This window comes from Streptomyces bottropensis ATCC 25435, from assembly GCF_000383595.1.
GTDB lineage: Bacteria > Actinomycetota > Actinomycetes > Streptomycetales > Streptomycetaceae > Streptomyces > Streptomyces bottropensis.
Map to the genome: position 1 here is coordinate 5,564,771 of NZ_KB911581.1, position 26,154 is coordinate 5,590,924.

The following is a 26,154-nucleotide window of genomic DNA, read 5'->3' on the forward strand; positions in this document are numbered from 1 at the left end:
AGTCCAAGGATCGAGCGACGCCACCCATGGCGCGGTCAGCAAAGCTGTCGGCGGCACTCGCCCAGCAGCCCACTTCACTTCTTCCTGCCCTGCGGCAGCAGCACCTCAGTTCCCTCCGCCAGTGGTCACCACCAGGTTGTTCCCCACGTCGGTTGTGGTTGCCCTAAGGGGTGCTTTCAGAAAGCCGGGTGCTTGCGGGCGAGTGTCATGCAGTGGGCGAGTTGAAGGAAGGCGTCGTGCATGTCGTCACGTGCTTCCCAGCGGGTTCGTAGGCGGCGTGGGCCGTGGAGCCAGGCGATGGCGGACTCGGCGACCCATCGGACTTTGCCCAGGCCCGAGCCGTGTGGCTGGCCGCGTCGGGCGATCTTCGGGGTGATGCCGCGCTCGCGCAGGCGGCGGCGGTAGATGTCGTAGTCGTAGCCGCGGTCGGCGTATAACGTGCGGGGCTTGCGCCGCGGCCGGCCCCGCTTGCCCCGCACCGGCCCAAGGCTGTCGATCAGCGGCAGCAGCTGGGTGACATCGTGGCGGTGACCGCCGGTCAGCGACACCCGCAGAGGAGTGCCACGGGCGTCGGTCAGCACGTGATGCTTCGAGCCCGGCCGGGCACGGTCAACCGGACTCGGCCCGACTTTTGGGCTGCTTCGCCCCCGCTTGGCCTGCACATGAGAGGCGTCGATGGTGGCGCGCGAGAAGTCGAGACGGTCCGCCGCCCGCAACCCGTCCAACAGCACCCGCTGGAGCTCCTCCCACACCCCGGCCTCCTGCCACTCGGCCAGCCGCCGCCAGCAGGTAGGACCGGAACCGAACCCCAACTCCTGCGGCAAGAACTCCCACTGGACACCGGTGTAGAGGACGAACAGCACGCCTTGGAGTGTCTTGCGGTCATCGATCCGCTTGCGCCCCGGGTACCGGAACCGCCGCTCATGCTTCGGCAACAGCGGCTCGATCACCGCCCACAACTCGTCACTGACCTCCCACGGCTTCCGCCGCGCCATGGTCACACCCCACAAAAGACGGGATCCCATACATCTCCACCGTGCCACAACACGATCTTTCTGCAAGGACCCCTAAGAGGTCCTAACAGAAGTTGTTGATCAAGTGACTTTCGACTTAGGTGGTCGTTGGTCTGGCCGTGGGGAAGCGTCAGTCGCGGCCGTGGATCGTGTCGGACGAACTGTGGTCGCTCATCGAGCCGTTACTGCCCGAGCCGGGGCCGAAGCTGGTGGCGGGCCGGCCGCGGGTGCCGGACCGGCAAGCCCTGTGCGGGATCCTGTTCGTGCTGCACACGGGCATCCAGTGGGAGTACCTGCCCCAGGAGCTGGGCTTCGGCTCGGGCATGACCTGCTGGCGGCGCCTGGCCGCCTGGAACGAGGCCGGTGTGTGGGAGAAGCTGCACGTGGTGCTGCTGAAGAAGCTGCGGTCGGCGAAGCAGCTGGACTGGTCGAGGGCGGTGATCGACTCCTCCCACGTGCGGGCGGCCCGACGGGGCCCAAAAGCGGTCCCAGCCCGGTCGACCGTGCACGGCCGGGCAGCAAGCACCACGTCCTTGTCGACGGGCAGGGCATCCCGCTCGCGGTGTCGCTGACCGGCGGCAATCGCAATGACGTCACTCAGCTGATCCCGCTGCTGGACAAGATTCCACCCGTGGCCGGCACGGTCGGGCGGCCGCGGAGACGGCCGGACATGCTCTTCGCGGACCGCGGCTACGACCATGACAAGTACCGGCGACTGTTGCGGAAACGCGGCATCCGGCCCGCGATCGCCGAACGGGGCCAGCCACACGGCTCCGGCCTGGGCATCTTCCGCTGGGTCGTCGAGCGCACCCTCTCCTGGCTCCACGGCTTCCGCCGCCTGCGCATCCGCTGGGAACGACGCGACGACATCCATGAAGCCTTCCTCGGCCTCGCCACCTGTCTCATCACCCACCGACACGTCCAACGCCTTTGTTAGGACCTCTAAACGAACGAGGGTGCCGGTCGAGCCCTGCTTCGTGGACTTATTCGGGACTCCGGGGCAACCGGCCCATACGGTTGGGTTGGTTGTGGCGGGGTGTTCGTTGTTCGACACCTCTGGGAGGGTGGACGTGCCAGCTGCTCCCCAGGTGGGTTACCGGCCGTGGTATCACGATTGCTGCCGGTGCCGTGTTCAACGGCACTCAAGATGCCTATGTGGGCGGTGAGTTGAAGGCATGCTGTGTGCCGACGGATTCGGACGCATGCCGGCGGGGTCGGGGTGTTCGTTGGCGGCGACACCTTGCCGATGAGGAGGGCATGCGAAGGCCCTCCCGACGATCTCTTGGCCGAGTCCGGGAGGGCCGTGCAGCGCATGGAGGCGCCGGTGCTCACGGTAGAGGCGGACGCGGCCCGGATCGAGGCCAGGTTGTTGTCGGGCGAGGTCGAGTGCCCGGATTGCGGGGGTGTGCTCGCGCCATGGGGGTGGGCGAGGCATCGCGTGCTGCGGGACACGGACGGTGTCGTGCGGGTGCGGCCGCGGCGGGCCCGGTGCTCGGGCTGCGGGGGTTCGCATGTGCTTCTCCCGGTGTTCGTACTGGTCAGGCGGGTGGACTTGGCGGACGTGATCGGGACCGCACTGGTGGCGAAAGCGGCCGGTTCGGGTGCGAGGACGATCGCGGCCCTGTTGGGGCGGCCGGTGGAGACGGTGCGGGGCTGGCTGCGACGGTTCGAACAACAGGCTGAGCACGTTCGCGTGTACTTCACGGTGCTGCTGGTCGACACCGGGCCCGATCCCATCCCGCCCGCCGCGTCGGCGAGCCGGTTCGCGGACGCGGTGGCGGCCGTGGTCGGAGCATGGAAGGCCGCGGTCTCACGCTGGGCGGATGTCGGCGAGGTGTCGCCATGGCAGCTGGCCTCCGCGGCGAGCCGGGGCCAGTTGCTGTCGCCGAGCTGGCCTTGATCGCCGATCAACACCAACTGCCCCTGATCTTCGCGGTGTTGTTCCTGACAGCCTCGGCGGGCCCATGACCGTGACGAGACGGTGAGGAAGGTGGACGTGCCGAAGAGAGATGACGACGAGGCAGCCCGGACGGAGAGAGCCCGGCGGATCGGCCTGTTCCGCTACATGCTCATCCGTGAGGCCGCCGACCCGGGCCTGACCGGCCGTCAGCGTGGTGCTCTGGTGCGCAAACTGGCCCAGCAGGAGCACATCGACGCCGACGGCCGGCCGGTGCGGATCACCCGGTGGACGCTGGACCGCTGGATCCTGGAGTGGCGCCAGGGCGGCTTCGACGCGCTGGTGCCCTCCCCGCGTCAGTCCCAGCCCCGCACCCCGCCCGAGGTGGTCGAGCTGGCGATGGCCCTGAAGAAGGAGAACCCGGACCGCACGGCCGCACAGGTCAGAAGGATTCTGCGAGCCCAGCTCGGCTGGGCGCCGGACGAGCGCACGCTGCAGCGGATGTTCCACCGCACCGGCCTGGTCGCGCTCAGGACGGCCAAGCCCGCCCACGCTTTCGGCCGGTTCGAGGCCGACCGGCCCAACGAGCTCTGGGTGGGCGACGCGCTGCACGGGCCGCGGATCGACGGCCGCAAAACGTACTTGTTCGCCTTCCTGGACGACCATTCACGGGCAGTGGTCGGGCACCGCTGGGGCTTTATGGAGGACACCGTCCGCCTGGCCGCCGCCCTGCGTCCCGCGCTCGCCGCCCGCGGTGTCCCGCAGTACATCTACGTCGACAACGGGAGCGCTTTCGTCGACTCGTGGCTGCTGAGGGCCTGCGCGAAACTCGGCATCAAGCTGGTGCACTCCGCCCCCGGACGCCCCGAAGGACGCGGGAAGATCGAGAGGTTCTTCCGCACCGTGAACGGCGAATTCACCGTCGAGATCGCCTCCGACAAGGGCGAGGTCGGCCGGGAGATCAAGGACCTCGCGGAGATGAACCGCCTGTTCACCGCCTGGGTCGAGAACATCTACCACCGCCGTGTCCACAGCGAGACCAGACAGGAACCGCTTCAGCGGTGGATGGCCGCGGCCCCCTTCCCCGTCCCGCGGCCGGCGGACCTGGCCGAAGCCTTCCGCTGGTCCGAGCACCGCCGGGTCGCCAAGACCGCGACCGTCTCGCTGCACGGCAACCGCTACCAGGTCGAACCCGAACTGGTCGGCCACAAGGTCGAGCTGGTCTTCGACCCCTTCGACCTGACCTTCCTGCGGGTCCGCCTCGACGGCAAGGACGCGGGCACCGCCACCCCGTTCCAGATCAACCGGCACTCCCACCCCAAGGCCAGGCCCGAGATCCCCGCCGAGGAACCCAAGCCGGCCACCGGCATCGACTACCTCGGCCTGGTCGACAACGCCCACTCCAACCACCTCGGACAGAAGATCAACTACGCGGCACTGGCCGAGCCGCCCGCCGAGAGCCTCGACCTAACCGACCAGGGCTGAGCCCATGGCCAGGCCCTCCACCAGCGGCAACTGGACCGCCTTCCTGGCCGAGCTGCACGGCTTCTTCGAGGTCTGCGACGCCTGCGTCGACCAGGCGCTGGCCGCCCACTTCGGCTTCGACACCGCCGTCGACTGGATCACCGTCTCGCTGGAGCTGTTCACCGAACACCTCCAGGCCCCACCCGACCAGCCCTCACCTGCGAACTTCCCGGAGAATCACCGTGATTGAGAAACTGCAGGCCCACTACGGGTTCGAGCGCATGCCCTTCGGCCGCAACCTCGCGCCGGGCATGCTGCACCGGCACGACTCCCACAACCAGGCCGTCGCCCGCATCTCCTGGTGCATCGCCGAACGCTCCATCGGCGTGGTCACCGGCGAGGTCGGCGCCGGCAAAACCGTCTCCGTCCGCACCTGCCTGGACGCCCTCGACCCGTCGAAGTACACCGTCATCTACATCCCCAACCCGCTGATCGGGGTCCGCGGCATCCACGAGGAGATCGTGGGCGCCTTCGGCCAGACCCCCTCTCACCTGGGCTCCCGCCTCGCCGTCCAGACGGCCAGGGCCCTGCTGTCCGAGCGGGAGGAGCGCGGACGCACCCCCGTCCTCGTTCTGGACGAGGCCCACCTGCTCTCCTACGAACAGCTGGAAACCGTCCGTATGCTCACCAACCAGGGCATGGACCAGGACTCCCCACTGTCCTGCCTGCTGGTCGGCCAGCCCACCCTGAGACGGACCATGAAGCTCGCCGTCCTGGCCGCTCTGGAGCAGCGGACTGCTCTGCGTTACACGATGCCGGGCATGACCTCGACCGAGACAACCAGCTACGTCGCCCACCACCTGAAGATCGCCGGGCGCCCGGACCAGCTGTTCACCGAGGACGCCCTCACGCTGATCCACACCACCTCGCGCGGCTATCCCCGGGCGGTCAACAACCTTGCCCTGCAGGCCCTGGTCGCCGCGTTCGCCACCGGCAAGAACCTCGTCGACGAGGCCGCCGCCCGCGCGTCCGTGAGCGAGGTGGTCGGCGACTGAGATGTCCGTTTCACACTTCCCGGTGTCCCGCCGGTCTCAGAGCACACGTGGATGTCAGTGCGTTGAGCTAACGTCACGCGGCATGAGTGATCAACAGCATGAGGTCATCGTCCGCCGTGCCCAGCCAGCCGATGTGGATGGCCTGGTCGCATGCAGCAGCGCGCTGTTTGCCGAAGATGCCGGGACGAGAGATCCGAGCGTCGACGTGAGTTGGCCTCGCGAGTTCGGACCTGCACGTTTCGCTGCCGGCATAGACGACCCGACCAGGCTCCTTCTCGTCGCGGACTGCGACGGGCAGGTCGTCGGACACCTCACCGGGTCCGTGGCTGAAGGATCTGCGATGAGGCCGGTCAAGGTCGCGACGCTCGTGAGCATGTATGTCCAGCCGGCCCACCGCCGCGGCGGGCTCGGAGCACGTTTAGTCGCGCAGTTCTCGGCCTGGGCGAAGGAAGCGGGGGCCGAACTCGCCGAGGTGACCGCGTACTCCAGCAACGCCGATGCGATCCGCTTCTACGAACGGAACGGTTTCGCGAGTCAGTCAGTGACGTTGCAGACCGCTTTGTGAGATCAGGCCGCAGCCGGCATCGCGGCCCGGGGATCGGCGCTCGCGCTGATCCCCGGGCCGAACCACCGGCACCTCGCCGAAGAAAACGACACCTTGCCGACGACCGCCCCGCCAGGATGCCCACCGGCGGGGCTTCGCCGTCACACCCCGTCGGCATCGTGAACGCCGCCTTCGTCGGCATTTTCAGCGCCGGGCAACACCGGTGCCGCACCGCCAGCTCCGGTGGCGGTGCGGATGTGCCCAGACGCCGGGGAGGCGTGTATGTGGGAATGCTTCTTCAGTCGGGGTGACGTTGGGTGGGGTCGAGGCGGCTGAGGACGGCGCGCACAAGGTCCCGGCTGTAATGAGGTAGCGGTGCGGCTGCGCTGTGTGGGGTGGGCGGGTTCGTCGGACCTGTCCTATCGGCCTCCTGTGGGCCGGGGCCGTCGTGCTGTTCCCAGAGCAGGTAGGTGATTTTGGCCCACTGGCGGAAGTTGCCGTGGCAGGCGACGTCGTCGATCCACAGCAGTTCGTCGGTGGGTACGTGTGCCCACAGCGGGTGGTACTCGGGGATGACGGTGAGGACTTCTGCGGGTGTGAGGGGCTTGTAGCGCTGCCAGACGAGGATGCGGGAATCCAGCGCCGGACGGTTCTTGATCTTCTGGTAGCAGGTTTCGGCTCCGACCAGGACGACGGCGAGGCGGGTGTCCTCGTCGTCCCAAAGCTCGCGGATGAATTCGAAGGCCCGGGTGTCCAGCCACTGCGCTTCGTCGACGACCAGGACGCGCGAGGTCTCTGACAGTGCTTCCTTGAGCATGGCTTCGCAGCGGGTGCTGTTGAGGGGGGCCTCGCCCGGTAGGTCGAGCTTTTTGTACAAGGCGGCGCGTAGGGCCTGGATTTTGGCGGAGCCGACTTTCATGCGGAGCGTGGTGTGGGGAGCGAGGTCGTCGAGGTGGCTGTTGACGGCGAAGGTTTTGCCCAGGCCGACGCCGCCGTGGACGCACATGATGGCGCCCTTGCCGGCGTCGGCGTTGAGGGTGGTGACGAGGTTGGCGTAGGTCTCTGCGCTGGCCTGGGTCAGCATGGCGCGGGCGCCGGGCAGGCCCATGTAGTGATAGTTGGGGTCGGTGGCCGGCTGGCTCTTGGGCGTGGTCGGGTGGGTCACTGGGTCTCCTGGGGTTTGGGGTCGGAGAGGGGTTTTGTCCAGCGGGTGGAGTCGGGCTTGGGCCGGTTGAGGAGGTCGGGTCGGGCTTCGGCGTGCAGGTCTGCTTCCGGTGTCTGCAACTCGCGCAGCTGGGCAGATGCTTGGCTGCCGGTGAGCCGGTTGAGGGGCTCGGGCGCGGCGGCGATGCTGGTGGCGGCGTAGCGGGGGTTGGCGTTCTTGCGGGCCCGGCGGGCTTTGGCGGCGTAGCGGTCGGCTTCGCGTCGGCGGGCGTTGCGTAGTGCGCGGGATTGCCGGGGGCTCATCTCGTCGCTGCGGAAGGCGGAGCCGCGGTAGGTGAGGGTGTGAGCGTCGTAGAGTTCGACGCGGTGGTAGTGGTGGGGTTCGTGGCGCAGGCGGACCATCTCGCCGGCGCTTGAGTGGCCGTGCATCCAGTCGCCGACGTAGTAGGCGCTTTTCCAGCGGACGCCCTTGCTGGTGATCTTCCGGGGTGGGCCGGCGTCGGTGAGGGTGTAGGTGTGCAGGTCGGCGGGGTCGAGGGTGTCGATGGGGGTGAGGTCGGCGTGCCAGGCTTGGGCGGGGGTGCACCGGTGGAGGCGGGCAATGGTGTGGTCGTTGTTCCACCAGTCCACCCAGTCCAGGACGACGGTGATGAAGGTTTCGTAGTCGAGGAGGTCGTCCAGGGCCCACAGGGGCTGGCCGCGGCGGTCGCGACGGCTTCGGGGGGTGTGGGCGTAGCCGGGCAGTCCTTTGAACAGCATGTGCTTGGCGGCGCCGTTGATGGCTTCGACGGTGCCTTTGAGGTGGGGGCTGTAGGGCGGCAGGACGATCAGTTCGGTGCCGAACTTTTTGAACGCCTCGTCCACGCACTTGCCCAGGAAGTCACGGCCGCGGTCGGTGCGGATCTTGCGGGGGATGCCGCCGAAGGGCCGGTGGTGATCCGTGCAGAGGATGGCGTCGCGGGCGGCGGCCAGGATGGCGTCCTGGCTGGGCTGGTGGGGCGTGATGGCCAGCCCGCAGATGACGGCGGTGGTGTGGTCGATGAACCAGGTGATCCAGGGTTTACGGCGGCGCCCGTCGACGTTGACGAAGACGCTGGCTTCGACATGGTCCGTCTCCCAGACGTCGTTGCGGTTGCCGTGGGGGCGCAAGGCGTGCACATCGTGTCGGCGGCGGGCGGCTTCACCCCCTCTGAGGGCGACACGCTGGCCGGGGCTGAGTTCCCGGTCTACGGCGCGGTAAAAGGTTGCCTGGGATACGCGGGGCGGGTTGCCAAAGATGCCGTCGGCGACGAGTTCGCGGTAGGTAGCTGCGGCGTTGCCGTTCCATCGGGCCAGGGCTTCATGCATGGCCGGCGTGAGGGTGAAGTGGCGGCGGCCTTGGGGGGTGTAGGTGCCGTGGTGGGCGTCGGCGTTGTCCATCCATCGGCGCACCGTGCGCCAGTGGACGTCGAACCCGGCGGCGACGGTACGGACATCGTGGTGAGCGAGGCGGTCTGCGGCGCGCAGGCGCAGCAGTCGGCGTACGGCGGCAGCGCGCAGGGAGGTGAGGTCGTAGGGGCCGGTGGGTGGTGGTAGGGCTGGCACGGGTGTTCGGGTGGCTTCCTTGGGGTGGTGGGCGTCGGGGCGGTGGGTCAGGCGGGGGCGAGGGTGAGCAGGCCGGCACCGTAGGGCTTGCCGCGGCCGATGCCGGTGAGTAGGGCGCGGCTGAGCTGGTGGGGGTCGGTGATGGTGGCCAGGCCGTCGAAGCGGGTCAGTGCGTGCATGGGGCCGGGAGAGTGGGCTTGTTCGCCGGGCTTGTGGGCGCGGCGTGTGCGGGGGAAGCGAGCGGGGGTGATGTCGGTGGTGGCCAGGGTGAGGCCGGCTTGGTGGGCGCGGCGCTGCCACCAGGCGAGGGCGTCGTCGCCGTAGAGCGCGACGATTTTTCTGCCGTGCTTGTTGTCGACGGGGTGGTGGTCGTCCAGGACGCGGCGGACGGCGCTGGCGTTGGCGGTGATGCGGTAGCGCACCGCTCGGCCGGGGGTCAGGGCCTGGAACATGGGGTGCAGGGGTCGGGTTTCGGCGGTGCCGTAGTGGTGGGGCAGGCGGGTGAGGTCGGGCGGCTGGTGGGACTGGACGAGCAGGGTGGGTGGGGTGTCGTCGGTGGCGTCTTCCAGGCGGAAGAGCAGGCCGGCCTGCTGCCGGGGGTTTTCGCCGAGGTCGTCGGGGGCCAGGAGCATCACGCTCTTGTGCAGGCTGACGGCGTCGGCCAGGTCACGGCGGGCGGCCGGGCTGCGGCGGTTGAGGCGGATCCGGGTCAGTGTCGCTGTGGTGGCGAGGGCGGCGGTTGGGGTGCTGGTCACGGGGTGGCGTCCTGGCGGATGTAGGCGGTCAGTTCGGTGAGTGCGGGCGGCGGGGCGTACAGGGCGGCGGGCAGGGGTTCGGTGGTGTGCCAGGTGCGGCGGGTCTTGTGGAAGCGCCGTGTGGGAGTGAAGTCATGGGGGACATCGGCGACTTCGCGTTCGCTACGCGCGGCAGGCACGTGGGAGGGCGGGTGTTCCCAGACGAAGGCGACAGGCACGGTGGCCTGGTCTGCGCGGGGTGGTGTGGTGAGGCTGAGCGGGACGTGGTGGAGGAGTTCACCGACGGGGTCGGGGCGCGGGCCGCCGAGGACGAGGGGTTCGTTGGGGAGGCAGGCGCGCCGGCCGAGGTAGGGGCCGAAGGCGGGTTGTTCGAGCCGCTGAGTGAGGTGTTCCAGGAACGGGTCGGGTCCTTGGACGGCGAGGGTGAAGACGGCGTCGGCGAGGTAGACCCGTTTGGTGATGAGGGTGGACTTCTCGCGGGGGCGGTAGGCGCCGCTGCTGGTGCGCAGGCCTTGGCGGTGCGGGCGGCCGCCGCCGACGGTGTGGTAGTCGGTGTGCCGGGTGCCGGGGCGGTCGACGCGGACGGTGAACGTCAGGTCGGTGTAGGGGGTTTTGCCGGTGGCCGGGTCGGGGGCGAGGGCTTCGTTGCGGGGGCGTGCGTCGGCGGCGGCGAACAGGCCGATGAGGGCCGAGCGGGAGGGGAAGGGGAGAGTGTCGCGGTAGTGGAAGGCGGCGTGTTCTCCGAACGACATCAGCGGTGCGGCCAGGCGCAGCAGGATGCCGTTCATACGGGGGTACCGGTGGGCAGGGCCGCGTTTTTGGTGAGGGCGTCGATGAGGTCGTCGAGGCCGGCGTGGGCGGTGCCGAGGTGGTCGACGGGGCCGGGGTGCAGGGTGGCGTAGCCGCAGCCGACGAGGCGGCGGGTGCCCAGCAGCCGGTTCAGCCCGGCGGCGTGCTCGGACAGGGCTGTGACGGCGGGGGCGGTGTAGCCGCCGCCGGGGGCGTGCTTGACGGGCTGCTCGAAAGCGGCGGCGTAGGAGACGGGGCGGCGGTCGCGGATCGTGTAGTGGACCAGGTGGGGGTAGGTGTGCGGGGCGGTGGAGGTCTTCTTCGCGCCGGGCATGACGTCGATGAAGGCGTCGGCGAACAGGCGCAGCAGGTGCAGAGCCTGTTCGTGGTCGCCGTTCAGGTTGCGGGTCAGTTCGGTGAGGTTGACCGTGGCGTAGCGGTAGAGCAGGCCGGTGGTGAAGAACGCGGTCTGCAGGTGGGCGCTGCCGGCCTCGTTCGGGGCTGCCCAGTCCTCGACGGCGGTGAAGTAGTCGGGCTGGGGTGAGCTGGCGTGGACGGTGAAGGCGGGTGCCATCTGCACGGCGCCGTCGACGTGGGCGTCGGGCACCTCGGCGAGCATGCGGCCGAAGAGGTTGATGGTCGCGGTGCGCCGGCGGATCACGGAAGCAACCCTGGGCGTGGGCAGGACGGCCTCCGCCTTGGGCTTCTTGCGGGTGCCCTTGGCCGGGGCGGTCTGTGCGGCGGTTTCCTTGGCGAGGGCTTCTTCGAGGTGCGGGCGGTGTTCGGTGCACAGGTCGGTGAGGTCGTCGAGGACGTCGCGCGGCAGGTAGAGGGTGGCCGAGGTGATGCCGCGCTGGTTTTCCTCGGTCTTGAGGCCTTCCGTGGTGGCCGAGCGCACGATCTGGGTTCCTGCGAAGGCGGCCAGGTCGGGGGGCCAGCCGGCCGCGCGCAGGGCGTCGGCCACCCGCAGGGGCAGCATGCGGGTGCGGGCGGCGTGCTCGTCCAGGACGTCCTCCAGGCGCAGGCGCACGGCCCGCTTCCAGGACTGCGAGGACACCAGGGCGCGGACTACGCCGCCCAGTTGCAGGGTCTTGGGCAGGTCGTCCTCTCCTCGGTTGAGGAGGGAGGCGGGCAGCGGGTGCAGGATGTGGAAGTCGGCGTAGCGGGCGGGGGCGTAGGCGGTCATGTCACTGCTCCTTGGATGTCAGGGTGTGCAGGGTGAGGAAGTAGTTCTCGCGCCAGCGGGCGGCGGTCTCGAGGTGGTCGTCGTCCCACCAGGCCAGGTCCTCCAGCAGGACGGCGAAGTCGAGGCGGGCGGCGCCGCGGCTGTTCAGGTGGCCGGTCAGCGTCCACAGCCTCGGGTGCAGCAGCGAGGTGTCGAGCCGGGTGAGGGTTTTGACGCGGTTGGTCATGGTGGCTTCTTTGAAGCCGTAGCGGGCCACGGCGATGGCGAGGTGGGTGCCGAGATCGGGACGGCGGCGCCAGGGCCGCTCAGCCGTGCTCGCCGCCGGTGCCGGACCCGACGGGTTGGATGCTGGAGCGGTGTTCGCGGTCGGTGTGGTGGCGTCCTGGTCCTTGCCGGGGGCAGGCTGTTCCGGCTGGTAGGGGCCTTCTTCGTGGGGCAGGTCGGGGTGCAGGGCGATGAGTGCGGCCACGGTGTAGTGGGCGCGGCGTGCTCCGAAGCCGGCGATGTGCCGGGTGAGGTGCTCGGGCATCCGGGAGCACTCTGCGACGGGCCGTCCGAAGCCCGAGTTGAGGTCGGCGCGGATGCCGTTGACCGCGCACAGGGTGATGACCTGGTGGACGAAGTCGTCGTAGTGGGCGCGGCGTTGCGCGGTGGTGACGGGCATAGGGGCGGCAGCCTCCGAAGGCGGCAAGAAAGAGTGGGCAGAGGGATGTGGTGAGGGAGGATCAGCGGCTGCGCAGGCGCAGCTGGGCCAGGGCGGTGGCGACGGCTTCCGCGGCGCGGAAGTGCTGGGCGATCGCCGGGCGGGTAGCGGTGCGCAGGGCGTCGATGGCGTCCGCGGCGAACGCCGCGCGGGCGCTGCGGGCGGGTTCGTTCAGCAGGTTCCAGAAGGTGGCCTCGGCGCGGGGCCAGTACAGGGTGCGGGCGCTGCGGGTCCAGGGCGGCAGGTGGCGGGGGCTGCCGGCGTTGGTGGTCTGCTTCCAGGCTTCCTGGGAGAGGCGGTCGAGGTGGGCGCCGATCTCTTCGGCGGCCTTGCGGCATGCGGCGATCCGCTCGGCCGCGGCTGGGTCGCATTCCTGCATCCAGGGCCAGATCGGCGGGGTCAGGGCTGTGTACCAGGTGCGGTTGGTGGTCTTGCCGTCCTGGTCGAATCCGTAGACCCGCACCCGCAGGGCGGCGCGCAGGTCGGGGGGCAGGTCGTTGAGGGTCGTGAAGGCGTCGGGTCGCTGGACGGTGTAGCGGCCTTTTCCGCTCTTTGCCTGGGTGCCTTTGCGGTCGTCCTCGTCGCCCGCCAGCAGCAGCGCGTCCAGGTCGCGCCACAGGGCCCGGTCGGCGTCCGCGCGGCGTGGTCGGTGGCGTCGGGTGACCGGTTCGTCCGCATGGAAGTGATGGATGAGGTACGGGTCGAGGGCCGGGAGTTTCTTCTGGGTGGCCCAGGTCAGGTAGGCGTCGGTCACGTGGCGTCCGTCCGGTGCGGGGATGAGGAGGACGGCGTGACGCGAGCGGCCGGTCAGCAGACGGCCCGGTGAGGACACCGGCGGCGGCGCGGTATCGGGGTCCGGGCCCTCGACGGGGTCACCGTCGTCGTCGGGGTCGGGGTGGGGCAGCGGTTCCTCCCACGGGCAGTGGTCCACTGTGTCCGGCCAGGACGAGTCGGGCTTGGGGATGCCGGCCAGGAGGGTCTCGTACAGGGTCCGGCCCAGGGGGTGGAAGGACAGACTCGAGCGCAGTGGGCCGGCTTTAGCCCGGTTGAGGGAGCGATCGCCTACGGTGCGCACGGACCATTGTCCGGCCGCGCCGTAGTAGTGGTGGATGAGCATGTGCCACAGCGCCTGGGCGCTGGGCACCGGCTGCGGGTCGGTGTCCGTATGCGGGCTGAGCCAGGAAAGGTTGTTGCCCTCGGGACGGCCGAAGACCAGCTTGTTGACGCCGGCGCGTTGCGGGCACTGGCTGGCCAGTCTCGGGTCTTGCAGGAACGGCCGCGCCGGGTGGAACAGGTCCCAGATGTAGGCGTCGAAGTAGGCGTGAACGGCGTCGGGGTCGAACCCGGCGGGATGCGCCAGTAACTCCCTTCGGCGGGCAGCCCACTGACGTGCCGTCATGCGCCCCGGTCCTCGTGCGTCCAGGCCGCTGACCCGTGCGGCCATGACCACGAGTAGGCGCAAGACGGCAGATGCCGTCGGCGGGACGGGAAGTGCCAGGTCCTTGATGAGGTGGGCGCGCAGCAGCACGTCCCGCCATCCCAGCTCCTCCTGGTGCCCGTCCGGGAAGAGGACGGGAATACACGGTTCTTTGTCGGTCTCAAAACGCGGGGAAGACACACAGGATCCATTGCAGGGTGCGAACAAAAGAGGGACTTCAGGGAAGATTCGTGCGCCGGGGCGGGAATTCTGCGCACGCTATGACGCCGGGGGCGCATCAGGGCGGCAGGAAAGAGAAGGAAGGGGAGACTGTCAGGGCGCGGGCCGGGTCAGGCCACACCGACGTGCCGCCCCGGCTACACGGGGACACCAAGGGTGTGGTGCACACAGCGCAGCAGGCAGGGCGCGCGAGACCGGACTCGAACGTCAGTCCGGCTCCGCGTTTCCATATTAGCTATAGACAAGCAGCTTCCGAACCACATAGTTCAGCCGAAAATTACCGGTCGGTTCCCCTTTTTTGAACGTAAGTCATTTCCGGACCGCACTCCTCAATCCGTGCCGACGGTGCGACAACTGTCACTTCTCATTTCAGTGTCACCGCCGGTTCTCGCTCAGATGTCAGGCATTCCTGTCTGGCCCCAGCTAGCGGCAGGGTGGCATCGGATGAGAAGCCCTGGCGGCCTGGGATGAGAATTCGCCGCCTTCTGTCTTCTGGCATCGCGCTGCTGCGTGCCTCGGGCAGGAAGATCCGGCCTTCCTGCAGCGGCGATGCCCGTGAGGGGAGTTCGGGCGGGCGGTGTGAGGCGGGAAGCGGCTCAGTCTTCGGTGTGGACGAGTCCCAGGGCGTCGTCGAGGTGCAGACGGTGCCGGCCGAAGCGCACCGGCCGGGAGGGGTCGCCGGCGTCCTGCGGGAGCAGGACGAGGTCGGCGAGGAGGGCGTGGCTGCGCCAGGAGGCGGGGATGTGGTGGTCTCTTGTGCGGCCGGCGACCCAGGCGGCGGGGACGGGCAGGGTGTGCTGGAGGATCGTGCGGATCTGGGCGGTGGTCGGTTTGCGGTGCTCGGGCAGCGGCCGGGTGCCGGCCGCGTCCAGAGTGAGGCGGCCGCCGGACATGCGGTAGACGGGCAGGAGACGGCGGGGCATGGCGCCCAGGCGGGTGGCGGCCTCGCGGGGGTGCAGGTTCTGGCGGTGCAGGTCGGACAGCGAGAGGGTGTCGTGCCAGGCCGGCACGAGGTGCAGGGCACTGTGGTGTTCCTCGGTGCGGGTGCGGGCCTGGTGCAGGGTGTGGCTGCGGCGCAGGGCGGCGTCGGTGCGGGCGAGGGCGTCGGCGTCTCCGTGTACGGCTTCCACGAGCTGCTGCACGTCGTCGGGCAGGGTGAGCGGCTGCTCGGGCCGTCGGGCGAGGTAGGCGGCGGTGGCGAGCGGCAGGAACGGGGAGTCCAACGGGCGCCAGGCGGGCGGCAGGAGGGTGCGGCCGCGGTGGTCGGTGGGCTCCAGGACGATCAGGCGGGGGACGTCGCCGCAGAGCCAGTCGGGCCGCTTGATGTGGTCGAAACGCCACAGGCGGCCCAGGCGTTGCAGGAGGGTCTGCAGGGGGGCCAGGTCGCTGACCATGACGTCAACGTCGACGTCCAGGCTCATGTCCAGCAGGCTGGTGGTGATGACCACCAGCCTTCGAGGGCGCTCGCCGGTCGCCGACAGGGCGGTGCGGACGCGGCGGGTGAGGGCCTCACGTTGGAAGCCCGGCAGGCGGGCGTGCAGCAGGAGCAGCTGGCCGTCGGGGCCGCCGTCCGGCCAGTTGAGGGCGGTTGTCAGGTGTGCGTAGGTGGTCTGGGCGTCGGCCATGGTGGCGCAGTAGACGGCCGCGCAGCCGCCCGAGCGGGCGACGGGGGCGATCTCCTGGGTGATGCGCCCCAGTCGGCTCTCGCGGGCCGGGGCGTCCTCGGGGTCGGTGCAGGAGGGGTGGCGCACCGGGTGGAGACGGAGGTCGGCGCGGCGGCGGTGGCGGTCGGCGTGGGCGTCGGCCGCGGCTGGGTCGATGCGGGTGAGGGAGGCGTCTGAGGCGGCGGCGTAGAGCCAGCCCGGGTAGGGGGGCCGGCAGTCCAGGTGGGCTGTTGCGGGGTGCGGGTGGCCGGCGCCGTCGAGATAGCTGCGCACGAGCTGGCTGCTGATGTGGCCGGGCAGAGTCGCGGACAGCAGCACCACGGGGCAGCCCAGGGCGCCGAGCCAGTGCAGCAGCCGGGACAGTGTCTGCCGCATGAACGGGGGCAGGGCGTGGACTTCGTCGACGATGACGGTCCGCCCGCACAGGGCCAACATGCGCAGGGCGCTGAAGCGGACCGGAAGGGCGGCCATGAGGGCCTGGTCGTGGGTGGCGACGGTGAACTGGGCCAGCAGGGCCCTGTCCCAGCCGCGCAGCCAGCCGTCGGGCACCGTGACGCGTTCTTCGGGCCGCTCCCCCGCAGTCGGCCTGCCCTCATCACCGTAGCCGTCGTCGCTGTCGGGCCAGTAGGCGTCGCTGGTGGAGGGTTCACGGGCGGCCAGGCGGTGGTCGGTGTAGGCGGTGTTGTTGTAGCTGTGACTGTGGACCAGGGAGACCGGGGCGTGCTCGGGATGGTGGGCCGCAACGTAGGCCTCGAGGAGGTCGTAGGCGGCATCCGTGGTGGCCATGGTCGGCAGCAGCCACAGAATGCCTGAGGTGTCACCGGAGGCGTTGAAGATCCGTGCTGCTTCCAGCGCGGTGACGCTCTTTCCGCCACCGGTGGCATCGGTGACCACCAGGATGCCGGGCCCCTTCTCCCCCACCACGGCGGGCAGTTGCCCGATCATCGAGGCCTGCAGGGCGTTCGGCCGCTCCAGGCCGCCGTGCGCCTGGGTGAACGGCACCTGCGGCAGAGTGATACGGACAAGCCCGGACTCCTCGACCACGCCGGGAGCGTCCCGGACGGCCAGGGAAAAGTGCTCGCCGGCGCCAAAGGCCGGCGCCTGGGCCTTGGGCAGCCAGTAGTGGCGCTGGCTGGCCAGCCGGTCCGCGATGACGCCGACCCCGGTGATCAGCACGGCCGCCGGCACCGACACGTCCGAGGGCACCGCGGTGGCGCCGGTCAGATGACGCAACAGGGCGAAGTAGCGGCGGCGCACGTCCTGCCAGGCCGACCCGCCCAAGGCGAGGTTGACTCGAGATGCCTTGGCTGCGCCATCGATGTCGACCTGCAGGAACCGGCCGTGATGGCCGCCCAGGATCTGCGCAATCAACACACCGGGGCTGTCGGAAGTGTCCGCCGGATAGCCTGCCTCGGCCAGCAGGTGCAGCACACTGTGCATGGACGCCCGCTCATGCGGCATACGCCGCCAGTTACCGGTGTCGCTGCGCAGGGTGTCACTGACCCGGGCCCAGGGATGCGCCTCCTGTTCCTGGAACGCGGACAACTTGCCCAGATCGTGCAGGCCAGCGATGAACATCACCTGGCAGCGCGCCTGAGCCAGAGTGAGCCCCAGTCCGGCGGCGATCAGCCGGCGCTGGCCGCGGGTCAGGTACCCGTCCCAGACCGCACCCGCGAGCGCCGCGACATCCAGCAGATGGAACAGCAGCGCATACACCGCCCGCTCTCCGCGGTCGAACTTGCCCCACGGCGACAGGTTGATTCCGTCGCGCCGGGCATCCTCCCGCACCCCCACCGAATGCTCCCGCTCCGCTCTACGTCAACCCACCCTGGAATCAGGGGTGTTTCACCCATCCTGCCGCATGTAGAGCATCTCCCCCGGTACGCGGCCTTGGGAGGTCAGGGTGTAGCCTACGATTCGATCTCACCGGTTTCCTCATCCCGTGAGGGTGCACCCCTGCTGGTCATCAGGCCGCTCAGGAACCTGTGTTTCCCCACAGCGTGGGGGTCTTTCCAGCAGTGCGGCGAGCTGTGCCATTCGCAGGCCGTCTTCCCCACACGCGTGGGGGGGTTCGTCCGCGCCGGTGAACACGACGAGGCCACATTCGACGTCTTCCCCACACGCGTGGGGTCTGTCCGCCGTCCGCGACCGTCACCACACCGATGCTGGGTCTTCCCCACGTGCGTGGAGGTCTGTCCAGGGTGTTGATACTGCCGAAGGTCCGCACAACGTCTTCCCCATACCCGTGGGGGTCTGCCATCGTCCAAGGTGAGGCCGACGGCGGGGTCCACGGCTTTTCTACCCTCACGTGGGGGTCCGTCCTGCAGCACGTCACCGTTCTCGCCCAATCTGCCGTCTTCCCCACACGTGTGGGGTCGTCCCACCCCGTAGTCCTTCTGCGTCTTCTTCGTGATGCCTTCCACACGCGTGGGTTCACCGCGGCGTCCTGGCCAGCCTCGAGACGCAGCGCGCCCGCGCCCTCGTTCTCATCGGCCGCCCCGCCGCGCAGCCCGGGATTCCGCAGGACACCGTCAACGGCGTGCTGCGTACCGTCGACAGCCATCTGGGCCGCATCGGGGTGCTGACGTACCAGGAGTTCCTGGACCACACCGAACGCGCACTCGGGAATGATGCAGCCAGCTGAACTGCATGGTGCCGCTGGGCAGGGCAGGCGAAGCGCGGACGACCCCACAGACAACGAAAGGGCAGGGAAGTCATGGTCGAGATGAGCCCGCAGCAGGCGCGGGAGTTCTGGAAGGCACTGATGGACAACGCGTCCTCGCTGGTCACCGACGCCCACACGCTGCTGACGGCAGGGTCCTTCGGGCGGGCGCGGTCCCTCACCGTCCTCGCGCAGGAGGAACTCGGGAAAGCACTGTGGATCTATGACGCCTTCCAAACCGCCTGGAGCCAGGGCGATGGAATGTCACGGACGGTGGACGCGCTGGCTCAGCACGGGCGAAGCCACACGAAGAAGTACCTTGCGTCCGTCGTCTTCGGAGACGAACTCGCCGAGTTCTGGGGTGACTACAGTGCCGTGCCCGGGGAGGGATCGGGCTATGCGGCATGGGAGGAAGCGCACCGCAAAGGCCAGGAGGAGGCCGAGTTCGCCGCCGGTGAGGCCAACCTTGCCAAGCAGCAGGGCTTCTACGTGGATCGCGGCGCGGATGGCACCGTCTCCTCCCCGACGGACATGGAAGCCGGCACCACGGCGGACGACCTGCAAACGGCCGCGCGCGTGATCGAGATGCTGCTCATCAGCGACCACAACCGCATGAAATCGGCTGCTACGCCGTATGACAGCACGCACGCCCAGCAGTTTCGGCTGCTGCCCATCTCCCACCCGGATGACTGGGCAGCATCCTCCGACGGGCCCGACCGTCCGGTCGAATACAGCGGCGAGTAGCCCCCAACGCGCGCGTGGGTCCGCTCCGTCCGGCGGCGCCAGCACCGGACTGCCCCGGTTCCCGGGGATGCCTCCCGGGCGAGTCAGAAGCTGTCCGATCGCACACGGTCGGTTCCGGTGCGAGCTCGCTGCGCCGCAAGGCTAGGTCGCCTCGCGGTACTTGTCCCGGCTCCATCGCGTCGTGGAGGGGAGGGTTTGCGGCCCACCGGCCCGGGGCCGACCGCTCCGGACTGCCGCAGCAGTTTCCGCGCCGCCCGCTCAATCATCTGTACTGGGTCCTCGACGTCACGGAAATCGAACCACTCGCCGCCCAGGGCTCGTACGGCAAAGCGTTCGTGCAGGCGTTCCTCCAGCCAGCCACCACCGCAGGAGGTCCACCGCACGACCAGCGGTGAACCGGAACCGGACTGCAGTGTCTTACGCCGCACAGGAACGTCCTTGGACACGCCGATCTTGACGGCCTTCGGATCTACCTGCGAGGACACGGCATAAACCAAGCGGTCGTCTCGGTCTTCCTGGCCAGGGGGAGCATCACGCTGCACGAGTCCGCCCAGGTCCTGGTCGTAGAGTTCCTCTCCACGCTCAAACTCCTCCCTCAGTTCCCCTACGGTCTCCTCCAGTACACCGCGCACCTCGCCAGCACTCACCGCTCCCCGGTCAATCAGCTCCAGCATCTCCATGACCGCCAGCATGTCTATCTCCGTGCGGGGTTCAGGCTTGGCTTGCGGGGCGCGGCCGCGCCTGTGCGCCACGGTCACGGTCAGCGAGACCTCGCGCAGCCAGTGATCATTGAAGCTGAAGTCGACGCTGAAACGTGCACCGCGCATGACGCAAGTCCTTCCAGATCAGCCGCTGCCTGCGAAGGGGGCCCGGCAGGCTCTTCCTTGAAGGCACCGCACGTCCAGCGTGCGGACCGCGAGTATGGCAGCGAGGTCTGACAAACGACCGCGTCTGCAGGCATCGTCCCTGGACGCACTCCCGCGGGAGGCCGTTGCCACAGGCCCGGCAGCTGCGGGTGCATAAGGAGGAGCTCGGGCTCTGCTTCATGGCCGGCCAGAGGTCCGGGCGTCCCGCCATCCTGAGTTCAGGCCCCGCCAGGCCCCCCGTCTTGCCGGGATCCCCTTCACTACCGCTGCCGTCCCCGCGGCACCCTTGAGCGTGGCCGCAGGACTCGTATCCGTCTGGCTCCAGCCCGCACTTTCCGTTCAACGACTGCTGTCGGCTGCAGTCCCATAGGTCAGCCCGCGCCTAACGGATGAAACCCCGCAGGCAAGCACAACCGGCACGCTACCGATGATCCCAACACCCCTTGCCAGTAAGTCAGTTCAGGTCGAACGGCGACGGCAGCGCTCGCCGGCAGCGACTCTGATCAGCACGGCCAGCTCATGTAAAGTGAGCAAAAGACAGTCGGCTTGTCTCCGAAACCGCAGGTGGACAAAAATCTTCCCCGTACACGCGGGGGTCGTTCCTCAAGAACCACCGGGACCACTCGGAATCCTCCGTCTTCCCCGTACACGCGGGGGTCTTCCCAGCTCCTCACAGCTGCCGAGGGAGTAGTCGCCGTCTTCCCTTACGTCTGCGGGGTCTGCCGTTCGCCAACCGGGCACAGCTGTCCGTCGTCGCATTCCCCACACGCATGGAGATCGTTCCCTCTCATGCACCCAGGTAGCCCAGCTGGAGGTCTTCCCATATGTATGAGGGTCCATCGCGCAGCAGGTAGCGTGCCAGTGATTGAGGATTGCGCTCCCCACGCGTGCGCGGGGGGGTCCTTTCGGGCTGGATCCGCCTGACTACCCAAAACAGCCCTCTCCGTTCTTCAGAGCCCCAGGTCACGAAGAGTCTTCCCCACACGCGTGGGGGTCTGCCCGAAGCAGGCCGAGCTGCGCTGGAGCGCTTCGCGTCTTCCCCACCACGCGTGGGGGTCTGCCCACTGGCCGATGCACGCCGACCGCGGCGCCTTCATCTGCCGCACACGCGTGGGGGTCTTTCCTCTTCCTGTGCGTCACCGCGTTGGTCGCGAGTGTCTTCCCCACCCGCGTGGGGGTCTTTCCGCCCAGCCTACGCGGCACCATTCGCCCGCGAGGCTTCCCCGCGCCCGTGGGGGTCTGTCCGCCGTGAACCCACCAGACCTCGCTCTGTGTTGGTCTTCCTCGCGCCCGCGGGGGTCTCTCCACGGTGACGCCTCCCCGGTCGTCCAGCCGCGCCTTTTCGCCACGCGCGTGGCGGTCAAGCAATGAGGCGGGTATCTCAGCCCCTCACTCATGTCGAGCAGAGTCTCAGGATCGCCCCCAGCTCTCGCCCTGCAAGAACAAAAAGCAGCAGGTCAGATGACCAGTCTCTATGGCCTTCTCGTTTCAGTGCGCTGGAGATTCTCACGCAATGTCACTAAAGCCTTCTCACTCGCTGTCACCACTTCTCCGTCTTGAACAGCAAAGATGCATGACACCCAGATGACAACTACCGGTGACACCGAAATGAAAAGTCGCAGTGAAGGTGTCCGCCGGGTGGGCCGATCACCAGGCGATGGTCAGCGTGCGCAGTGCCGAGAGCCGCACGAGCGCCGAGTCTGCGATGAGCCTCCAGCCCCGTCCCTCGACCTGGGGCGTATGCGGATATGTGGGCGGCACGGACGCGTTCGCCGTCGTCCGACTCGCGCGGCGGATTCCCCGGATCGACTGACCCAGAGCTTCCCGCCCCTGCCTGGGCGGGCAGGCGGGACCCGCCGGTCCATAGCCCGAGGGCCCCGCAGCACCACCCGTGCGGGCAGCCGGCCCGCACCACCACAAGGAAGAAGGAAAAGCCCATGGAAGCCAAGTCGCAGGCCGCCGCCAGGACCTCGACCACGCAGACGCCCGAGAACCTCGCCACCGAAGAGGTGGTCATCGCGGTCGACGTCGACGACGAGGAGTAGTCCTCACCACTAGTTCTCACCTGGGCGCCCTTCTCCGGCCGACGGTGGCCGGGGAAGGGCGCCCGCCCTTTCGAGGAGGTTTCAGCAGTGATCCATGTATTTGCCGGGCCGACCCTGTCCCGGCCTGAGCCGTTACTGACGGCGCCGCAGGTACGGTCCCGGCCGCCGGTGCGGCACGGCGACCTGTTCCCCGAGTCGGTCCCCGACGGCGACACGGCGGTGATCATCGACGGGCTGTACCACCAAGCCCCCGCGCTGCGGCACAAGGAGATCATCGCGGCGATGGCCCGCGGAGTCCGGGTGATCGGGGCGGCGAGCATCGGCGCCCTGCGGGCGGCCGAACTCGCGCCGTTCGGGATGCGCGGCATCGGCACCATCTACCGCGGGTACGCCGTCGGCGCCCTCTGCGGGGATGACGAGGTGGCGGTGGGGCAGGCCCCGGACGGCCAGGAGGAGTCACTGACGTGGCCGCTGGTCAACCTCAGGTACGTCCTGAAGACGGCTGCCGCGCGCGGCATCGTCGGCCCGGAGCGGGCGGCCTGGCTCCTGGCGGCACTGCGGGAGGTCTACTACCCGCAGCGCACCCGGGCCGCGGTGCGGGCCGTGTCCCGCAACTGCGGCGAGGAGCAGTTCGACCGGTGGCTGACCGAACGCCGCCGGCGCAACCCGCACTTCGGTGACCTCAAGCGGGCCGAGGCACTCAGCGCGGTCCGGGCCGCCCTGCGCAGCCCGCACCGCGGGGCCCCTGCCGAGGAGCCGACGGTATGGCGGACGGTGCACTTCCAGCGCTGGTCAAACACCTTCGCCCGCTCACGGGTTGACGGGCTAGACCTGGCCACCGAGGACCGGCTGATCTATCAACAGGCGTTCGCCCCGGAGTTCACGCGGACGTGGACGGCCTACCTCGAACACCGCTCGCTGCGTCCCCAGCACGGGCCGGGGCTGCCGCTCGGCACCCGGCTGCAGCAGGTCACCGGCGAGGGCGGGTCTCTCGCCGCGCATCAGGTGTTCCACCCGGCCATCGACCTACGCGACGAGGAGACCGTGGCCCTGCTGCTGGCCGAGGAGACACCCGAGGACCGCCAGGCGGTCGCCCGGTACGCCGAAGCACTGGAGAGGGTGCGCCGCAGTGTGGCGGGGTTCTCGACCGCGGCCGTGTGCGACGACCTCACCGGCCGCACGCTCCGGCAGATCTGGCGGTGCCCGGCCGGCGATTTCGACACCGTCGCGTCCGCCCGGGGACTGGTCAGCGGGGCCCGCGCCGTCGAGGCGGCGAAGCGGCTGATGCCCGGATTCATGGACGAGCGGACGGAGGCGGCCCGGTGAGGAGCGATGACGACATGGTGGTCCTGCCGGGCACCCTGCGGGCCCGGGGCCCCGAGGAGACATGGCAGGCCCTGACCCCGTATCTGCCGGGGTTCGGGATCACCCGCGTGGCCCGGCTGACCGGCCTGGACTGCATCGGAGTGCCGGTGTGGACAGCGATCCGGCCCGCCTCCCTGACCCTGGCCACCTCCCAGGGCAAAGGCCTCACCGACGGCCTGGCGCGGCTGTCGGCGGTCATGGAGGCCATCGAGCTGTGGCACGTGGAGCAGCCCCTGCCCATCGTCGCGGCCGGCCCGGCTGCCGAGGTCGCCCCCGCCTGCCCTGTCGCCGATCTGCCGCTGACCGTCCCCCACAGCGCGGACGATCTCGCCCGCATCGTGTGGGAGTGGACGCCCGGCACCCATCTGATCAGCGGCGAGCCAGCTGTGGTGCCGGTCGATCTGGTCCGCCGCCGGGCCCAGCGGCCCGAGTGGGCCCCTGATCTGCTGCGGGCGACCAGCACCGGCCTGGCGTGCGGCAGCACCCGCGACGAGGCCCTCTTGCACGCGCTGTACGAGGTCGTCGAGCGCGACGTGCTGTACCGGGACGGGTGGAGCGGCGGCGGGCGGAACCGGATGCTGATCGCCCCGCACACCGTCACCGACCCCGACGCCCGGGAGGTGATCAACCGGATCCTCGACGCGGGAATGGGCCTGGAACTCTTCCTCGTCGACGGCCCGTACGGGCTGCCGGTGTGCGTGGCCTACCTGTGGTCGGAGGACCACCCGCAGGTGTTCGCGGGCGGCGGCTGCCACGCCAGTCCCGGCATCGCGGCCACCCGCGCCCTGACCGAGGCCGCCCAGTCCCGCGCGGCCGTCATCGGCGGCACCCGCGACGACCTGCCCAGCGACAGCCCCGATTTCGGCACCCTGCCGCACCGGCAGGCCACGGCACGCTCGGCAATGCCGTGGCCGCACGCGACAGCCCACTTCCCCCCGCCCGGCGGCGGGTTCACCGGCCACATCGAGGAGGTGGCCGAGCGGATCGAGATCGTCACCGGACACGACCCGGTGGTCCTGGACCTGTCCGCGCCGGGCCTGCCCGTCCACACGGTGCAGGCCGTCTGCCCCGGCACCCGCTCACGGATCAGGAGGGCGATGCCCCGATGACACACCCCACCACACACCAGCCCGCACCCCTGCCGCCCACCGAAGACCCGGCGGACCACTTCGACGCCTTCCACGCCGCCCGGGCCCGCACCGATCTCGTCGCCCGCCTGTACGAGGCGGCGATGGGCGAGGACTACCCGCACGAGGTCAACGCCTCCAGCTCGTGTGACTGGCCCCTGCTGGGACTGATGACGACCCGGCTGCGGATGCGTCCCGGGCAGACGCTCGTGGACGCGGGATGCGGCATCGGCGGGATCGGGCTGTGGCTGGCCCGCGCCCTGAACGCCCGCCTGGACGGCATCGACATCTCACCCGTCGCCCTCGCCCGCGCGACCAGGCGCCGCAGCCGGTTCGTGCCCGCCGACCGCGCCGCCTTCCACGTCGCCTCCCTCGACGCAACCGGCCTGCCCGACCGTCATGCCCACGGCATCGTCTGCGTCAACGCCCTCTCTTTCACCCAGGACCGCGGCGAGGCGGTCCGCGAGCTGGGCCGCATCCTCGCGCCCGGCGGCCGCCTCACCCTCACCCGGTCCCTGCGCCAGGGCGCCGAGCCCGTGTGGGAGGAGCAGGCCCGTGCGGCCGGCCTCACCGTGGAGCACGTTGACGAACGCCCTGGCGAGCCGGCCATGTGGGAGCGGCTCTACCGGCTGTGGCTCGTGCACGCCGACGACCTGCACCGCGAACTCGGCGACCAGGCGCAATTCATGCTCCACGAGGCGCACCGGATGCTGCCCGCCCTGCCCGGCCGTCGTGCGGTTCTGCTGACCCTGCGACGCCCCCCGACACCGCACGTCGAGGACGAGGGGGCCGATAGGATGCCCGAGCCCGGCCGCCTCGCGGAGGGCGCTGTGACCAGCGAGAGGACCCCGCAGTGAGCCAGCGCAAGCACAGCCGCGCGGCGGTGTTCTCGGCAGGGTCCTGGGGCACGGCCGTCGCAAAGATCATGGCGGACGCCGGCAGCCGGGTCACCGTGCACGCCCGCCGCCCCGAGATCGCCGACGCGATCAACATCCGGCACCGCAACCCGGCCTACTTCCCCGAGACCGAGCTTCCCGCCCTGCTCACGGCAACGACCGAGCCGGCGGCCGCCCTGGACGGCGCGGACTTCCTGGTCCTGTCCATTCCCGCGCAGGCTCTGCGCGAGAACCTGACCGCGTGGGCGCCGCTCATCGGGCCGGACACGGTGGTGGTGTCGCTGATGAAGGGCATCGAGACCGCAAGCGGAAAGCGGGCCAGCGAGATCATCGCCGAGGTGACCGGCATCGGCGCGGAGCGGATCGCGGTGCTGTCCGGGCCGAACCTGGCAGGCGAGATCATGCAAGGCCAGCCGGCCGCCGCCACCGTCGCCTGCCCGGACGCTACCGTCGCCCGACGCGTCCAGACGGCCTGCCTCACCCCGTACTTCCGGCCCTACACCAGCACCGACGTCGTCGGCTGCGAGATGGGCGGCGCGGTCAAGAACGTCATCGCGCTCGCCGTGGGCATCGCGGCCGGCATGGGCATGGGCCACAACGCCACCGCCATGCTCATCACCCGCGGACTGGCGGAGACCACCCGCCTGGCCGTGGCCATGGGCGCCAGCCCGGTCACCCTCGCAGGCCTGGCCGGACTCGGCGACCTCGTCGCCACCTGTTCCTCACCGCGTTCACGCAACCGCACCTTCGGCACCCACCTGGGCCAGGGCATGAGCGTCGAGGAGGCCACGGCCGCCACCCGGCAGACCACCGAAGGCGTCAAGTCCGCAGGGGCCGTCCTCGAACTCGCCCGCGCCCACGGCGTCGAGATGCCGATCACGGACATCGTCTGCGCACTCCTACACGAGAAGGTCACGCTCGATGAGGCCGCCGCCGCACTCATGCAGCGGCCCCCCAAGCCCGAGCACTGACCC

The 26,154-nt window shown here is 69.7% G+C and carries 22 protein-coding genes; 12 read left to right on the plus strand and 10 right to left on the minus strand.

Translation table 11 applies throughout. The features are described from left to right. Positions 1-176 precede the first annotated feature (176 nt). Positions 177-995: an IS5 family transposase gene (locus STRBO_RS0124835; protein WP_020114989.1), complete on the minus strand. Its 819-nt coding sequence runs from the start codon at positions 993-995 to the stop codon at positions 177-179. A 164-nt stretch (positions 996-1,159) separates the two neighbouring features. Here STRBO_RS0124835 and STRBO_RS42140 point away from each other — a divergent pair. The 6 genes from STRBO_RS42140 to STRBO_RS42145 all read left to right on the plus strand — a co-directional run bounded on the left by STRBO_RS42140 (position 1,160) and on the right by STRBO_RS42145 (position 5,994). Next, a protein-coding gene (locus STRBO_RS42140) for an IS5 family transposase (RefSeq protein WP_408994925.1) occupies positions 1,160-1,950 on the plus strand; the annotation gives its coding sequence in 2 pieces (ribosomal slippage) (positions 1,160-1,481 and positions 1,481-1,950; 792 coding nt in all). A 387-nt stretch (positions 1,951-2,337) separates the two neighbouring features. After that, positions 2,338-2,913: a hypothetical protein gene (locus STRBO_RS0124850; RefSeq protein WP_028796833.1), complete on the plus strand. Its 576-nt coding sequence runs from the start codon at positions 2,338-2,340 to the stop codon at positions 2,911-2,913. 96 nt (positions 2,914-3,009) lie between these two features. Continuing rightward, positions 3,010-4,395: a DDE-type integrase/transposase/recombinase gene (locus STRBO_RS0124855; protein ID WP_020114992.1), complete on the plus strand. Its 1,386-nt coding sequence runs from the start codon at positions 3,010-3,012 to the stop codon at positions 4,393-4,395. Positions 4,396-4,399: 4 nt separating this feature from the next. Next, positions 4,400-4,624 (plus strand): hypothetical protein, encoded by a 225-nt coding sequence (locus tag STRBO_RS0124860; RefSeq protein ID WP_005477194.1) that lies wholly within the window; start codon positions 4,400-4,402, stop codon positions 4,622-4,624. Then, complete coding sequence (locus STRBO_RS0124865; RefSeq protein WP_020114993.1) at positions 4,617-5,429, plus strand: ExeA family protein; 813 nt, start codon at positions 4,617-4,619, stop codon at positions 5,427-5,429. The genes STRBO_RS0124860 and STRBO_RS0124865 overlap by 8 nt, the downstream gene beginning before the upstream one ends. A gap of 82 nt (positions 5,430-5,511) precedes the next feature. Further along, positions 5,512-5,994 carry a GNAT family N-acetyltransferase gene (locus STRBO_RS42145; RefSeq protein WP_028796834.1) on the plus strand — a complete coding sequence of 161 codons (483 nt, stop codon included), beginning with the start codon at positions 5,512-5,514 and terminating at the stop codon, positions 5,992-5,994. Between the two features lie 277 nt (positions 5,995-6,271). Here the strand turns inward: STRBO_RS42145 and STRBO_RS0124875 are convergent, their stop codons facing one another. The 8 genes from STRBO_RS0124875 to STRBO_RS0124910 all read right to left on the minus strand — a co-directional run bounded on the left by STRBO_RS0124875 (position 6,272) and on the right by STRBO_RS0124910 (position 17,269). Next, a complete protein-coding gene (locus STRBO_RS0124875; protein ID WP_005477200.1) occupies positions 6,272-7,138 on the minus strand; it encodes an AAA family ATPase in 867 nt (288 codons plus the stop codon). After that, complete coding sequence (locus STRBO_RS0124880; protein WP_005477203.1) at positions 7,135-8,721, minus strand: Mu transposase C-terminal domain-containing protein; 1,587 nt, start codon at positions 8,719-8,721, stop codon at positions 7,135-7,137. Before STRBO_RS0124880 ends, STRBO_RS0124875 begins: the two co-directional genes overlap by 4 nt. A gap of 47 nt (positions 8,722-8,768) precedes the next feature. Continuing rightward, on the minus strand, positions 8,769-9,476 hold the full coding sequence (gene cas6e, locus STRBO_RS0124885) for a type I-E CRISPR-associated protein Cas6/Cse3/CasE (protein WP_005477205.1): 708 nt from the start codon (positions 9,474-9,476) through the stop codon (positions 8,769-8,771). Then, on the minus strand, positions 9,473-10,264 hold the full coding sequence (cas5e, locus tag STRBO_RS0124890) for a type I-E CRISPR-associated protein Cas5/CasD (RefSeq protein ID WP_005477207.1): 792 nt from the start codon (positions 10,262-10,264) through the stop codon (positions 9,473-9,475). Before cas5e ends, cas6e begins: the two co-directional genes overlap by 4 nt. After that, positions 10,261-11,451 (minus strand): type I-E CRISPR-associated protein Cas7/Cse4/CasC, encoded by a 1,191-nt coding sequence (cas7e, locus tag STRBO_RS0124895; protein ID WP_005477209.1) that lies wholly within the window; start codon positions 11,449-11,451, stop codon positions 10,261-10,263. Before cas7e ends, cas5e begins: the two co-directional genes overlap by 4 nt. A gap of 1 nt (position 11,452) precedes the next feature. Continuing rightward, positions 11,453-12,115 (minus strand): type I-E CRISPR-associated protein Cse2/CasB, encoded by a 663-nt coding sequence (locus tag STRBO_RS0124900; RefSeq protein ID WP_005477211.1) that lies wholly within the window; start codon positions 12,113-12,115, stop codon positions 11,453-11,455. A gap of 61 nt (positions 12,116-12,176) precedes the next feature. Beyond that, positions 12,177-13,772 (minus strand): type I-E CRISPR-associated protein Cse1/CasA, encoded by a 1,596-nt coding sequence (casA, locus tag STRBO_RS0124905; protein WP_245170618.1) that lies wholly within the window; start codon positions 13,770-13,772, stop codon positions 12,177-12,179. A gap of 635 nt (positions 13,773-14,407) precedes the next feature. After that, the gene (locus tag STRBO_RS0124910) at positions 14,408-17,269 is read right to left on the minus strand and encodes a CRISPR-associated endonuclease Cas3'' (protein ID WP_005477215.1); all 2,862 of its coding nucleotides are present in this window, start codon (positions 17,267-17,269) and stop codon (positions 14,408-14,410) included. 922 nt (positions 17,270-18,191) lie between these two features. On the opposite strand from STRBO_RS0124910, the gene STRBO_RS0124920 reads away from it, so the two are divergent. Then, complete coding sequence (locus tag STRBO_RS0124920) at positions 18,192-18,881, plus strand: AbiV family abortive infection protein (RefSeq protein WP_005477217.1); 690 nt, start codon at positions 18,192-18,194, stop codon at positions 18,879-18,881. A gap of 83 nt (positions 18,882-18,964) precedes the next feature. On the opposite strand, the gene STRBO_RS0124925 is transcribed toward STRBO_RS0124920, so the two are convergent. Next, positions 18,965-19,708 carry a GIY-YIG nuclease family protein gene (locus tag STRBO_RS0124925; protein WP_005477219.1) on the minus strand — a complete coding sequence of 248 codons (744 nt, stop codon included), beginning with the start codon at positions 19,706-19,708 and terminating at the stop codon, positions 18,965-18,967. Positions 19,709-21,368: 1,660 nt separating this feature from the next. Between STRBO_RS0124925 and STRBO_RS0124930 the strand changes: the two genes are divergently transcribed. The 5 genes from STRBO_RS0124930 to STRBO_RS0124955 all read left to right on the plus strand — a co-directional run bounded on the left by STRBO_RS0124930 (position 21,369) and on the right by STRBO_RS0124955 (position 26,151). Next, positions 21,369-21,560 carry a hypothetical protein gene (locus STRBO_RS0124930; RefSeq protein ID WP_020114995.1) on the plus strand — a complete coding sequence of 64 codons (192 nt, stop codon included), beginning with the start codon at positions 21,369-21,371 and terminating at the stop codon, positions 21,558-21,560. Between the two features lie 319 nt (positions 21,561-21,879). Further along, positions 21,880-23,118: a TfuA-like protein gene (locus tag STRBO_RS0124940; protein ID WP_106438184.1), complete on the plus strand. Its 1,239-nt coding sequence runs from the start codon at positions 21,880-21,882 to the stop codon at positions 23,116-23,118. After that, positions 23,115-24,266, plus strand: a complete 1,152-nt coding sequence (locus STRBO_RS0124945) for a YcaO-like family protein (protein WP_005477225.1) — start codon at positions 23,115-23,117, stop codon at positions 24,264-24,266. The genes STRBO_RS0124940 and STRBO_RS0124945 overlap by 4 nt, the downstream gene beginning before the upstream one ends. After that, a complete protein-coding gene (locus STRBO_RS0124950) occupies positions 24,263-25,141 on the plus strand; it encodes a class I SAM-dependent methyltransferase (RefSeq protein ID WP_005477227.1) in 879 nt (292 codons plus the stop codon). The genes STRBO_RS0124945 and STRBO_RS0124950 overlap by 4 nt, the downstream gene beginning before the upstream one ends. Next, positions 25,138-26,151: an NAD(P)H-dependent glycerol-3-phosphate dehydrogenase gene (locus STRBO_RS0124955; protein ID WP_005477229.1), complete on the plus strand. Its 1,014-nt coding sequence runs from the start codon at positions 25,138-25,140 to the stop codon at positions 26,149-26,151. Before STRBO_RS0124950 ends, STRBO_RS0124955 begins: the two co-directional genes overlap by 4 nt. Positions 26,152-26,154 lie beyond the last annotated feature (3 nt).